Here is an 11,648-nt window from a genome sequence, read left to right on the forward strand (position 1 = left end):
GTCTGTGTAACCGGAGCAGTTCGTCGTTCCGGCTGATGAGGTCATCATGCCAGCCATGCGCACCGCCAGCGACGCATAATAAATAAGTCATCGACAAAGAAAAACTATCTCATTACTGTGCGCTGGTACTTTGCAAAAAATTTCCCCGACGATGAGAACATCATGCGAACCCTCAACAGACTGAAATGGTTGCAAGCTTTTGAAGCCACCGCGCGACACGGCAGTTTTACCGGCGCGGCGAATGAGCTGGGCGTAACACCCGCTGCGGTCGGCCAGCTGGTGCGGGCGCTGGAAGAATGGGTCGGACATCCGCTGCTTACGCGCACCCGCTCCGGCAGTGAACGCCTCACGCTGCTCAGCGATGTGCATGATGCGCTCGATGACATCTCGCTCGGGCTGGATAAACTGGAAAGCGGCCTGACAAAACTTCGCGGGCGCAGTGCGCGCTCCGTGGTGGTGGTCACCGCCTCGCAGGTGCTGGTGATGAACTGGCTGATGCCGCGGCTTAACCGTTTTTCAGAACGCCATCAGAATATTGATATCCGTCTGGACGTCGCAGACCGGCTCACCGATCTTGCACACGGTGAAGCCGATATTGGTATCCGCTGCGGGCCGGGAAACTGGTCAGGTTTACACGCAACCTGGCTGATGGATGAAGAAGTGGTGATGGTGTGCAGCCCGTCTCTGCTGCCCGCCGATAAGAAAATCAGCCACAACTGGCTTTATGAACAAAAGCTTATCCACGACGACACGCCGCACCCCGGCGCGAATTTCCCGCTGTGGGAAAGCGTACTGAAAAAATGCGGGCTGGACGGCGTGCGTCAGTCTCATCAGCATATCAATTCCACCGCCGCGGTGATCCAGGCCGTGCTCAGTGGTCAGGGCATCACGCTGGTACGCAAAGCGCTGGTGCAGCAGGATTTAGATATTCACCGGCTGGTGCAGTTATTCCCGCAAATGTCGCTGCCAATCACCTGGTCTTATTATCTCGTCAGGTCTGCAAAATCCTTACAACGCCCGGAAGTGAAGGCATTTCACGACTGGATGGTGGAGGAAATTCAGTAAGATGTTACGATTATCGCGCCAGCCCTCCCCTGAAACTCACTGCTGAGACTCCGATGAACAAACTCACTTCTTCCGTTTCTGAATCCATTACCCGTGATCTGGCGCTGCGCATTATTCGCGGCGAACTGGCTGTCGGGTTACCGATCCCGGGGGAAAACGAGCTGGCGCAGCAGTATGAGGCATCGCGTACGTCGGTGCGAAATGCGCTTCAGGTGCTCGGGGCGAAAGGCATGTTACTGATCCAGGCCAAGAGACGCAGTATCGTTACACCGCGCGAGCAGTGGAGTTTTCTGGATGCAGAAGTGTTGTCGTGGCTCGAAGATGTCGGTATCGAATCGGAACTGGTAGAACAACTGATGCTCACGCGCCTGATTTTTGAGCCAGACGTCGCGGCCATGGCGGCGCTCAATGCTACCGGTCATGATCTGGCCGCGATTGAAGATGCGCTGGCGACCATGCAGTCCGGCCAGAAAAACAATTCTGCTGCAGAATTCGAACAAGGCGATCTGGCATTTCACACCGCCGTTTTGCAGTCGTGCCATAACCCTTTTCTGGCGTCAGTCGGTAACGCGCTGTCGGCAGCTATGCTTCTGTCTTTCAAGCAAACCCTCGAAGCTGACCTGCAACTCACGCAGGAAGCCGTACAGCAGCACCGCGACTTACTGGAAGCGATCCGCCTTAAACAAGCTGATTCCGCACGTAAATGTATGCGCCACATCCTATTGAGCGCCGCCCACAAACACATCTGGCGCGAAATCCCCGAAAAGTATCAGCACTTCTTTTAACGATCTTTTTTATCCCCGTTAGCTAACTTTGGATCTCCATCACAGTTATAAGGTTATTTTTTCCTCATCATTCTTGTCATACAAGATTTTACTGGTTGTAACTCAAGAATGAAAAATTACTGGATTGCCATCGACTGGGGAACCTCGAATTTTCGGGCGTTCCTGATGAAAGAACATCAATGCCTCGACACTGTCAGCGCGCAGTGCGGCTTGCTGCATGTGCCCGACCGCCAGTTTGCCGCTGCGCTTAAACCGCTGATCGCCCGCTGGCTGGCGCTGCATCCACAACTGCCTCTGCTGATGGCGGGCATGGTGGGCTCGCAGCAGGGCTGGCAGGAAGTGCCGTATATCGCGCTGCCCGCCAGTTCGCGGCAGCTGGCGCAATGTACCGCCTCGCTGAAAACACCGTGGGGAAGCCCGTGCCAGATTGTCGCGGGTGTCAGCGGGAAGAATGAATTCGGTTTACCGGACGTCATGCGCGGCGAAGAAATTCAGCTGCTCGGGCTGGCGGCGCTGCATCCCGATCCGCAAAACAGCCAGTACGTGATCCTGCCCGGCACGCACAGCAAACACGCCGAACTGCATAACGGTGAGATCCTGCGGTTCAGCACATTCATGACCGGTGAGATTTATTCGGTAATGCTCAGCCATTCATTGCTGGGGCGTGATGTACCGGAATCGCCAGAAGATCCCCGGGCTTTTGCTCTTGGCGTCACCAACGCACTGCACGCGCCACACCTGAGCAATGCGCTGTTTTCAGCCCGCACTTTGCGGCTGAACGGCGAACTCACTCCCGCGCAGGTCGCCAGCTATCTTTCCGGTTTACTGATTGGCGCGGAATTATATGCCGTTGCGGGCAAAGAAGCGTGGATCGTCGGTTCGCCCGCCTTAACGGAACGCTATACCCGCGCCGCAAAACAGCTCGGGATCACCCTCACTTCTGCCGACGGCAATGCGTGCTTCATTCAGGGCATGACGCAGATTTATCAGTGTCTTCACGGAGAGTCGTCATGAATTACCTGAATTTTTCCCGCCGCTGGCAGGAATGCACGTTGCCGCTGATTGCTATTTTGCGCGGCATCACGCCGGAGGAAGCGCAGGGCGTGGCGCAAACGCTGCTCGAATGCGGCTTTACCTATCTGGAAGTGCCGCTCAACAGCCCGCGTCCGCTGGAATCCATCACCATCATGGCGAACACTGTGGGCGACAAAGGTTATGTCGGCGCAGGAACCGTGCTGACAGAACATCAGGTGCATCAGGTCGCAGAGGCTGGCGGACAGCTGATTATCTCCCCGAACATGGAGCCGTCGGTGATCCGCGCCACTCTTGAACTCGGGCTGCTGAGTTTGCCGGGCATCGCCACGCCGGGTGAAGCTTTTACGGCGCTGCGGTCGGGTGCCAGCGCGCTGAAATTTTTCCCTGCCGAGTTAATGACACCTGCCGTCACCAGGGCAATGCGTGCGGTTTTACCGGCGGAAGTGGTTTGCCTGCCGGTTGGCGGCGTGAATGCCGATGCCGGGCAAATGCGCGCCTATCTGCAAGCGGGCGCAAACGGATTTGGTCTGGGCGGCGGGCTGTATCAGCCGGGCATTACACTGTCTGCCCTTCGCGAACGGGCGCTGGCGTATCAGGCGACATGGCTGCTGGCAGCGCAAAAATGAAAAACCCTCTGCCGAAAAGCTCTGCGCTGAAAAATTTATCAGTTATCGGTGATTACCGTGCCGAGCTGGGCGAAACGCCGGTCTGGTGTTTCAGCTCACAGTCGCTGATTTGGGTCGATATTGTGCAGCGGCGGTTACTGCGTTACTGGCCGGAGCAGGACGATCGTTTTGAAATCCACACCTTACCTTCTGTGTGCAGCGCGGTATTACTGACCGACCGACCGGAGCATTTTTTGCTCATCACCGGCGAAGGCATCCTGCTGTATGACTATCACAGCATGACCCGTTATCCGCTGTGCGGCTGGCCGGAAACCGCCGCCACGCGCCCGAACGAAGCGGCCGTCGCGCCGGACGGTTCCGTGTGGTTCAGCACAATGGACACCACCGCCAGAAACGCCCTCGGCAGCTGGTATCGCTTCGCCACTGGCGACGCGCAGCCGGTGAAAATGCTCGGCGATCAGCATGTGCCTAACACGCTGGTATGGCACGGCGGCCACGCCTGGTTTATCGATACTTTTGCGCACTGCTTTTACCAAAGCCCGGCCAGCCTTATCACACATCCGACGCTGCGCACCTGGCCGCTGCCGGACGATGTTTTTGCCGACGGTTCTGCCGTAACCAATACAGGCCTGTTGCTTAATGCCCGCTGGGGCGGGGCTTGTCTGGCGGCTTATCAGCTTAATGATTATGCCCCGCAATTTCTCACGACGTTGCCTTTGCCCGTCATGCAGCCATCGAGCTGCGCTTTCGGCGGCAGGAATTTTCAGGATTTGTACATCACTTCGGCGCGCGATGGGCTCAGAATGCCGTCCGCCACGGACGGCGCTTTGCTGCGCTACGAAACGCCCTACACAGGACAGCGGGCCTCCCTGTTCACCCTGTAAAACCCCATAAAATCAAAATAATCTCAAAGGTGACTTATGACGACGAATATCATTCCCCGGGCGGTGCCGCACACCAACCGGCAGACCCTGCTGGTCTGTTTATTGGCCGCGCTGGCGGGCCTGCTGTTCGGGCTGGATATGGGCGTGATTGCGGGCGCGTTACCGTTTCTGGCGCAGGAATTCGGCCTGAGCAGCCATCAGCAGGAAATGGTGGTCAGCGTGATGATGCTCGGCGCGGCGCTCGGTGCGCTATGCAGCGGGCCACTGTGCTCTCGCATCGGACGTAAAAAAACGCTTCTGATTGGCGCAGCACTTTTTGTTGCTGGCTCAATCGGCTGTGCCTTTGCGCCTGATTTGCAGATCCTTATCGTCTCGCGTTTCCTGCTGGGCGCAGCGGTCGGCGTGGCCTCATTTGTGGCACCGCTTTATCTCTCCGAAATCGCGCCCGAACACATCCGTGGCAGCATGATTTCCCTGTATCAGCTGATGATCACCATCGGGATCCTGGCGGCATTTCTGTCTGATACTGCGTTCAGTAGCAGCGGCAACTGGCGCTGGATGCTGGGCATTATTACGTTCCCCGCACTGATTCTGTTTGCCGGTGTTTTAACGCTGCCCGAAAGCCCGCGCTGGCTGATGATGAAAAACAAAAGTGAGCTGGCGGAAAAAGTGTTGCTGTTGCTGCGCTCAACAAAATCCGAAGCGCACATCGAATTGGAAGCCATCCGCCAGAGCGTGCAGATGAAACAGCGCGGCTGGCACTTATTCCGCGCTAACAGCAATTTTCGCCGCACCACCTGTCTCGGCGTGCTGTTGCAGTTCATGCAGCAGTTCACCGGCATGACCGTCATCATGTATTACGCCCCGAAAATCTTCGCGATTGCCGGTTTCGCTTCCACGCAGCAACAAATGTGGGGAACGGTGATTGCCGGATTAACCAACGTGCTGGCGACCTTTATCGCCATCGGTCTGGTCGATCGCTGGGGACGTAAACCGATTCTTAAACTGGGTTTCAGCGTAATGGCAATTTGTATGACGCTGATGGGCTGGATGTTCTTCACCGGCATCACCAGCCTGACCCAACAATACGTGGCCGTCACGCTGCTGCTGATTTTCATCGTCGGATTTGCCATGAGCGCCGGGCCGCTGATCTGGGTGTTGTGCTCTGAAATCCAGCCACTGGCAGGCCGCGATTTTGGCGTCACCTGCTCCACGATGGCGAACTGGATTGCCAACATGATCATCGGCGCGACATTCCTGACGCTCATCGACACCGTCGGCAGCGCGGGCACGTTCTGGCTATACGCCGCACTTAACGTCGTCTGCATCGTCCTGACCCTGATTTTTGTACCTGAAACTAAAAACATCTCGCTTGAAAACATCGAGAAAAACCTGATGGCCGGTCTGCCGCTGAGAAGCATTGGCAGCTCACGCTGATTAACCCTTCCCCTCCACCCGGAGGGGATATTAAGAGGTCAGACAAATGGCATCTTTAAAATCTGAGAGTAAGGTCAGTGCGGTCTATAGCAAGATTACCCGACGCCTGATCCCCTTTTTGATCCTGTGTTATTTCTTTGCTTATCTGGATCGTGTCAACATCGGGTTTGCCAAACTGCACATGCAGGATGCGCTGAATTTCAGCGATACGGTTTACGGCCTCGGTGCCGGGATCTTCTTCATCGGCTATTTCCTGTTTGAACTGCCGAGCAACCTGATGATGCAGCGTTTCGGCCCGCGTTTCTGGATTGCGCGCATCATGATCAGCTGGGCCGTCTTATCCGCAGCGATGATCTTCGTAAAAACACCCACTCAGTTTTACGTGCTGCGTTTTCTGCTCGGCGTGGCCGAAGCCGGTTTTTTCCCCGGCATCGTGTTCTATCTGACACTGTGGTTCCCGTCATGGCGTTCGGCGCGCACGCTGGGGTTATTCATTCTGGTCACCCCGCTTTCCACCATTGTGGGCAGCCCGCTGTCCGGCTATATCCTCAAAGCTTTTGAAGGCGTCGATGGCCTGCACAACTGGCAATGGCTGTTTCTGGTCGAAGCCATTCCCTCTTTCCTGCTGGCGTTTGTAGTCCTGAAATTTCTCGATAATGACGTTAAATCAGCCCGCTGGCTGACAGACGAAGAAAAAAAGATTGTGGCAGCCGATCTGGAAACCGACCGTCAGCGCAGTCTGGACGCCAATGCCGGTAAGCCGCCGCAAAGCCTGAAACTGATGTTTAAGAACGGCTATGTCTGGCTGCTGGCGCTGATCTTCTTCAGCTTCAACATCGGTTATTACGGCATTAATTTCTGGCTGCCGTCGATTATCAAAACTTCCGGCGTCACCGATGATTTTCACATCGGCCTGCTGGCTGCCCTGCCCTATGTTTTCGGCGCACTGTTTATGGTGTGGAACAGCCGACATTCCGATTTACGCTGCGAACGCCGCTGGCACATCGCCATCCCGGCCATTATCGGTGCGGTGGGTCTGAGCCTGAGCGCCTGGTGCAGCGGCTCCACGGTGTGGATGATGACCTGGATTTGCCTGGCGATGTCCGGAACGCTGGCCCTGATCCCGACTTATATCAGCCTGCCCGGCACGTTGCTGTCGGGGACGGCCGCTGCGGCCGGGATAGCGCTGGTCAACTCGGTCGGCAATCTGGCCGGATTCTTTGGCCCGACCGTTCTTGGCTGGCTGAAAGACAACACCGGCAGCACCAATACCGGCCTGTATATCCTGGCCGCGTTCCTGCTGCTGTGCGCCCCCCTGATATTTTTATTACCAGCAAGACTGGTTAACCCTCGTCGCAGCCCTGAAAAAACGGCGGAACGCGACGCAGAACCATCATTAAAACGAGGCAGCTTATGAGTGGATGTGGCAACGGATGTGGTAACGGATGTGGAGGCGGTGACGGGCACTTCAATCCGGTACTGAGCGGAGATGACGGCGCGCTGAAACGTGCGCTGTACAAATCCATGGGACATACCGACGAACAGTTGCGCCGTCCGGTGATAGCCGTCGTGAACAGTTACACCAACGCCACCGCAGGGCATGTCAATCTTAATGAACTGACCGCGGAAGTCCTGAAAGGAATCGACGAAGCCGGTGGCGTCGGCATGGTATTCGGCACTATCGCGCCGTGCGACGGCATCGCCGAAGGCCATCTGGGGATGCGCTATATCCTGGCTGCCCGCGAAGTGATCACCAGTTCTATTGAGGTCATGATGCGCGCCCACCGTTTCGACGGTATGGTGCTGCTCGGCTCTTGCGACAAAATTGTCCCGGCCATGCTGATGGCGGCGGCGCGTCTGGATATTCCGGCCATTATGGTCAATGGCGGCCCGATGTATCCGGCGCACTATAAAGGCAAAGACTGGGACGGCAACATCGTGACGGAAGCCATTGGCTGGAAACGACGCGGTGAAATTGATGAAGCGGAATTCCGTCACATCGAAGACATCGCCGAGCCGGGTCCGGGCTCCTGTACCATGTACGGTACGGCCAACACCATGTGCTGTATTGCCGAAGTGCTGGGCATGAGTTTACCGGGCAGCAGTACGTTGCCGGCCATTTCGAAAGAACGCCGCGAATGTGCTTATGCCACCGGTCAGAAGGCTGTAGATCTGGTGATACGCGGAGTGAACGCGCGCCAGATAATCACACCGGAATCCATCCGTAACGCCATGATTTATCTGCTAGCGACCGGGGGTTCCACCAACGCCATTCTGCATTTACAGGCCATTCACTACGAAGCGGAATATGGCCATCTGCCGCTGCTGGAGTTCGATAAACTCAGCCATCATGTCCCTCTGGTGGCCGCCCTCTATCCGGCTTCTGAATACGACATGATTGATTTTTGGGAAGCCGGTGGCGTGCCTGCGGTAGAAAAAGAAATCAGTTCGCTGATGGACCTCAGCGCCCTGACGGTCAGCGGCAAAACCAAAGCCGAATGGCTGGCAGAAGCACCAAAAACCCGTCGCCCGGAAGTGATTCACACGCTGGCTATTCCCGTGCGTAACGAAGCGGGAGTGGCCGTTCTGCATGGCAATATTTCGCCGCTCGGTTGTGTGGTGAAACCGGCTGCCGTACCGGAAAACCTGATGATTTTCAGCGGTCCGGCGGTGGTATTTAACAGCGAACAGGAATCCGTAGATGCCATTCTTTCCGGCGAAATTGCACCGGGCAGCACGCTGGTGCTGCGTTATGAAGGGCCGAAAGGCGGACCGGGCATGCCGGAAATGTACAAGCCGATGAAATGTCTGGAAGGTATGGGGTTGTCTGACAGCTGCGCGCTGATCACTGACGGACGTTTTTCCGGTTCCAACCGCGGCTTATTCGTCGGGCATATTTCGCCAGAAGCCAGCGACGGCGGCGATCTGGCGCTGGTCGAAAACGGCGACATCATCACCATCAATATTCCCACCCGCGAACTGACGCTCAACGTCAGCGCGGACATTCTGGCCGAACGCCGTAAGCATTGGGTGCCGGTTGAAAAACAGGTGCCACGGGGATTCCTGCGTTTATACCGCCGCTGGGCGCTGCCTGCGGCGCAAGGTGCGGTGTTAGCTGACCGCGACGAGGAGTAATCATGTACACATCTTCTGATATTTGCGGCGTTAACCCGATTGCCGCCCTGCCCTTCACGGCACAGGGCGAGCCGGATTACACCAGTTTCAGCCGCTTGCTGGAACACCTGGCGGCTACCGGCATTCAGGGACTGACGCTATTTGGCATCGCCAGCGAATTCCCAAAACTCGACGACAGCGAGCGGCTGTTGCTGGCCGATTGTTTTCTCTCAGACCTGAAAGGCAGCGGCATTTTTCGCGCGATGTCTGTGACCGACCACAGCACCGAAGTGGCGGTGAAACGTGCGCGGGATTATCAGAAACGTGGCGCTGATGCCCTGATGCTGCTGCCGCCGTTCTTTTTACAACCCGACGCCGACGCGATTTCGCACCACATTTTCTCGGTGCTGGAAGCCGTCGATATTCCGGTGATGGTGCAATACGCGCCGGGGGAAACGGGTCTGGCCATCACACCCGAACAACTGAGCGAGGTGGCGGCCCGTTATCCGCATGCGGTCTTTAAAATCGAATGCAATCCGCCGGTGGATTACACCCGTGAATTTCTGAAACGTGCGCCACAGGCCAGTGTTCTCAACGGCTACGCCGGTCTGTATATGCTGGAAATGCTGGCAGCGGGCGGAAAAGGCGTCATGCCCGGCTGCTCATTTAGCGAAGTCTACGTGCAGATTTACCGGCTCTGGCAGGCGGAAAAACAGCATGAAGCACAGGAACTGCACGGGAAGCTGTTGCCGTGGATCCGCCGCTGGATGACCCATTGTGAATATATTATTCAGGTGGAGAAAACCATTTTGCACAAACGCGGGATCATCGCGACAGATTACTGCCGCCATCCGGGCTGGACGCTGACCGCCGAAGACCATCAGATGATCGACACGTTCATCACCACTTTCGCGCTTTAATTCAGGGATAAATTATGACTACTTCTGACCACTCACCCCGCGTCGTTATTGTGACCGGCGCCAGCCAGGGCATCGGCCACGCTATCGCGCAGACATTTTTGAATCATGGCGATATTGTGATCGGTTGTGCGTTTTCATCCCCGGAAAATGCACCTCACGCGCAGGAACTGCTGGCGCAATATCCCGAAAAATTCTTCTATTTTTCTGTGGATATCACCCAAACCGAAAGCATCGCCGGGTTTATCAGTGACGTCGAATCCCGCTTTGGACGCCTTGACGTACTGGTATCCAATGCCGGCAAAAACGTATTCAAAGGCATTGATTGCGAACTGGAAGACTGGCATCACAACCTCGATCTGAATCTGCGCTCGCACTGGTACATTGCCAAATGCTGCCGTGAGATGCTGGAAAAATCCAAAGGCGTCATTCTGGTGATGACCTCCAACCACGCCTTTTCCACTATGCCGGGCTGCGCACCGTACAACATCACCAAACGCGCCCTGCTCTCGCTGGTACAAAGCCTGACCATCGAATGGGGCCGGGCCATCCGAACCGTCGGCATTGCCCCCGGTTTTATCGATACCGCCGGAAACCAGGTGTGGTTTGACTCGCACGAAGACGGCGAAAAGTCGCGTCAGGACACCATCCGTAAACACCCGGTCGGACGCATCGGCACATCAGAAGAAGTGGGCGAACTTTGTCTGTATCTGGCCAGTCCGGTCGCCGGTTTTATTGCCGGCACCACCATCGTTATGGATGGCGGACGCAGTGCCTTAATGCAGGATTAAATCCTCTTCGTGCCCTGATTTCGTCAGGGCACATTCTCAGCGTCATCGTTGATTATCTCCTGCTAAACTTTTGAGTCTTAACCTCAAAAAAACGCTGCGGAGAATGTCATGTCAGAACAGTATCAGCCACCCAAAGTCTGGACCTGGAATAAAGACGAAGTCAGCAAGTTCTCAAACATCAACCGCCCGATCGCAGGCCCGACTCACGAGAAAACCTTGCCGGTCGGCAAACATCCGTTGCAGCTTTATTCTCTGGGTACACCGAACGGCCAGAAAGTGACGATCCTTCTGGAAGAGTTGCTGGCGCTGGGCGAAAGCGGTGCAGAGTACGACGCACATTTGATCCGCATTAACGAAGGCGATCAGTTATCCAGCGGCTTTGTTGATGTGAACCCGAATTCGAAGATCCCCGCACTGCTGGACAACTCGGCCAAACCGCCAATCCGCGTGTTTGAATCCGGCAATATCCTGCTGTATCTGGCGGAAAAATTCGGTCAATTCCTGCCGAAAGACCTCGCGGGACGCACTGAAACCCTGAACTGGCTGTTTTGGCTGCAAGGCTCCGCGCCATATCTTGGCGGCGGTTTCGGGCACTTTTATCACTACGCGCCGGTCAAAATCGAATACGCAATCAACCGTTTCACGATGGAAGCCAAGCGCCAGCTCGACGTGCTGGACAGACAGTTAGCCGGTCACCGCTTTATTGCCGGTGAAGAATACACGATTGCCGATATCGCCATTTTCACCTGGTACGGCAGCCTCGCGCAGGGCGGTCTGTACGATTCCGCCGAGTTCCTGGATATCCAGTCCTACAAAAACTTCCAGCGCTGGGCGGCGGAAGTGGCGGATCGTCCGGCGGTCAAACGCGGCCGTATTGTTAACCGCACCTGGGGCGAGCCGGATCAGCAACTGGCAGAACGCCATGACGCGTCAGATTTTGATGACAAACTGAAATCCTGATCCATACCGGATTGAGTCAGAATGCAAAAAGAGC

General features: G+C 56.0%; 11 protein-coding genes. All 11 read left to right on the forward strand.

Annotation, left to right across the window (positions count from 1 at the left end; translation table 11 throughout):
- The first annotated feature begins 162 nt into the window (after positions 1 to 162).
- Positions 163 to 1,065, forward strand: coding sequence for a LysR substrate-binding domain-containing protein (locus GW579_RS07655; RefSeq protein ID WP_165058359.1), 903 nt, complete (start codon positions 163 to 165; stop codon positions 1,063 to 1,065).
- A gap of 53 nt (positions 1,066 to 1,118) precedes the next feature.
- Entirely contained in the window at positions 1,119 to 1,850 is a 732-nt protein-coding gene (locus GW579_RS07660) for a FadR/GntR family transcriptional regulator (RefSeq protein WP_152324446.1), read from the forward strand.
- A 108-nt stretch (positions 1,851 to 1,958) separates the two neighbouring features.
- Positions 1,959 to 2,864, forward strand: coding sequence for a 2-dehydro-3-deoxygalactonokinase (locus tag GW579_RS07665; RefSeq protein WP_165058361.1), 906 nt, complete (start codon positions 1,959 to 1,961; stop codon positions 2,862 to 2,864).
- Positions 2,861 to 3,511, forward strand: coding sequence for a 2-dehydro-3-deoxy-6-phosphogalactonate aldolase (locus GW579_RS07670; RefSeq protein WP_152324448.1), 651 nt, complete (start codon positions 2,861 to 2,863; stop codon positions 3,509 to 3,511). Before GW579_RS07665 ends, GW579_RS07670 begins: the two co-directional genes overlap by 4 nt.
- Positions 3,508 to 4,395 carry an SMP-30/gluconolactonase/LRE family protein gene (locus GW579_RS07675; RefSeq protein ID WP_165058363.1) on the forward strand — a complete coding sequence of 296 codons (888 nt, stop codon included), beginning with the start codon at positions 3,508 to 3,510 and terminating at the stop codon, positions 4,393 to 4,395. The genes GW579_RS07670 and GW579_RS07675 overlap by 4 nt, the downstream gene beginning before the upstream one ends.
- A gap of 36 nt (positions 4,396 to 4,431) precedes the next feature.
- Complete coding sequence (locus tag GW579_RS07680) at positions 4,432 to 5,832, forward strand: sugar porter family MFS transporter (RefSeq protein WP_165058364.1); 1,401 nt, start codon at positions 4,432 to 4,434, stop codon at positions 5,830 to 5,832.
- A gap of 46 nt (positions 5,833 to 5,878) precedes the next feature.
- Positions 5,879 to 7,249, forward strand: coding sequence for an MFS transporter (locus GW579_RS07685; protein WP_152324451.1), 1,371 nt, complete (start codon positions 5,879 to 5,881; stop codon positions 7,247 to 7,249).
- Complete coding sequence (gene ilvD / locus GW579_RS07690) at positions 7,246 to 8,967, forward strand: dihydroxy-acid dehydratase (RefSeq protein ID WP_152324452.1); 1,722 nt, start codon at positions 7,246 to 7,248, stop codon at positions 8,965 to 8,967. Before GW579_RS07685 ends, ilvD begins: the two co-directional genes overlap by 4 nt.
- 2 nt (positions 8,968 to 8,969) lie before the next feature.
- Complete coding sequence (locus GW579_RS07695; protein WP_165058367.1) at positions 8,970 to 9,866, forward strand: dihydrodipicolinate synthase family protein; 897 nt, start codon at positions 8,970 to 8,972, stop codon at positions 9,864 to 9,866.
- Positions 9,867 to 9,880: 14 nt separating this feature from the next.
- Positions 9,881 to 10,654: an SDR family NAD(P)-dependent oxidoreductase gene (locus tag GW579_RS07700; protein WP_165058368.1), complete on the forward strand. Its 774-nt coding sequence runs from the start codon at positions 9,881 to 9,883 to the stop codon at positions 10,652 to 10,654.
- A 108-nt stretch (positions 10,655 to 10,762) separates the two neighbouring features.
- Positions 10,763 to 11,614 (forward strand): glutathione-dependent disulfide-bond oxidoreductase, encoded by an 852-nt coding sequence (gene yghU, locus GW579_RS07705; protein WP_165058370.1) that lies wholly within the window; start codon positions 10,763 to 10,765, stop codon positions 11,612 to 11,614.
- The last annotated feature ends 34 nt before the right edge of the window (positions 11,615 to 11,648 follow it).

It is taken from the genome of Rahnella contaminans (assembly GCF_011065485.1).
Taxonomy (GTDB): Bacteria; Pseudomonadota; Gammaproteobacteria; order Enterobacterales; family Enterobacteriaceae; genus Rahnella; species Rahnella contaminans.

Excerpts from the sequence above, each read along its gene's own strand:
- GW579_RS07655 (WP_165058359.1), top strand. The coding sequence starts at position 163 with ATGCGAACCCTCAACAGACTGAAATGGTTGCAAGCTTTTGAAGCCACC.
- GW579_RS07660 (WP_152324446.1), top strand. The coding sequence starts at position 1,119 with ATGAACAAACTCACTTCTTCCGTTTCTGAATCCATTACCCGTGATCTG.
- GW579_RS07665 (WP_165058361.1), top strand. The coding sequence starts at position 1,959 with ATGAAAAATTACTGGATTGCCATCGACTGGGGAACCTCGAATTTTCGG.
- GW579_RS07670 (WP_152324448.1), top strand. The coding sequence starts at position 2,861 with ATGAATTACCTGAATTTTTCCCGCCGCTGGCAGGAATGCACGTTGCCG.
- GW579_RS07675 (WP_165058363.1), top strand. The coding sequence starts at position 3,508 with ATGAAAAACCCTCTGCCGAAAAGCTCTGCGCTGAAAAATTTATCAGTT.
- GW579_RS07680 (WP_165058364.1), top strand. The coding sequence starts at position 4,432 with ATGACGACGAATATCATTCCCCGGGCGGTGCCGCACACCAACCGGCAG.
- GW579_RS07685 (WP_152324451.1), top strand. The coding sequence starts at position 5,879 with ATGGCATCTTTAAAATCTGAGAGTAAGGTCAGTGCGGTCTATAGCAAG.
- ilvD (WP_152324452.1), top strand. The coding sequence starts at position 7,246 with ATGAGTGGATGTGGCAACGGATGTGGTAACGGATGTGGAGGCGGTGAC.
- GW579_RS07695 (WP_165058367.1), top strand. The coding sequence starts at position 8,970 with ATGTACACATCTTCTGATATTTGCGGCGTTAACCCGATTGCCGCCCTG.
- GW579_RS07700 (WP_165058368.1), top strand. The coding sequence starts at position 9,881 with ATGACTACTTCTGACCACTCACCCCGCGTCGTTATTGTGACCGGCGCC.
- yghU (WP_165058370.1), top strand. The coding sequence starts at position 10,763 with ATGTCAGAACAGTATCAGCCACCCAAAGTCTGGACCTGGAATAAAGAC.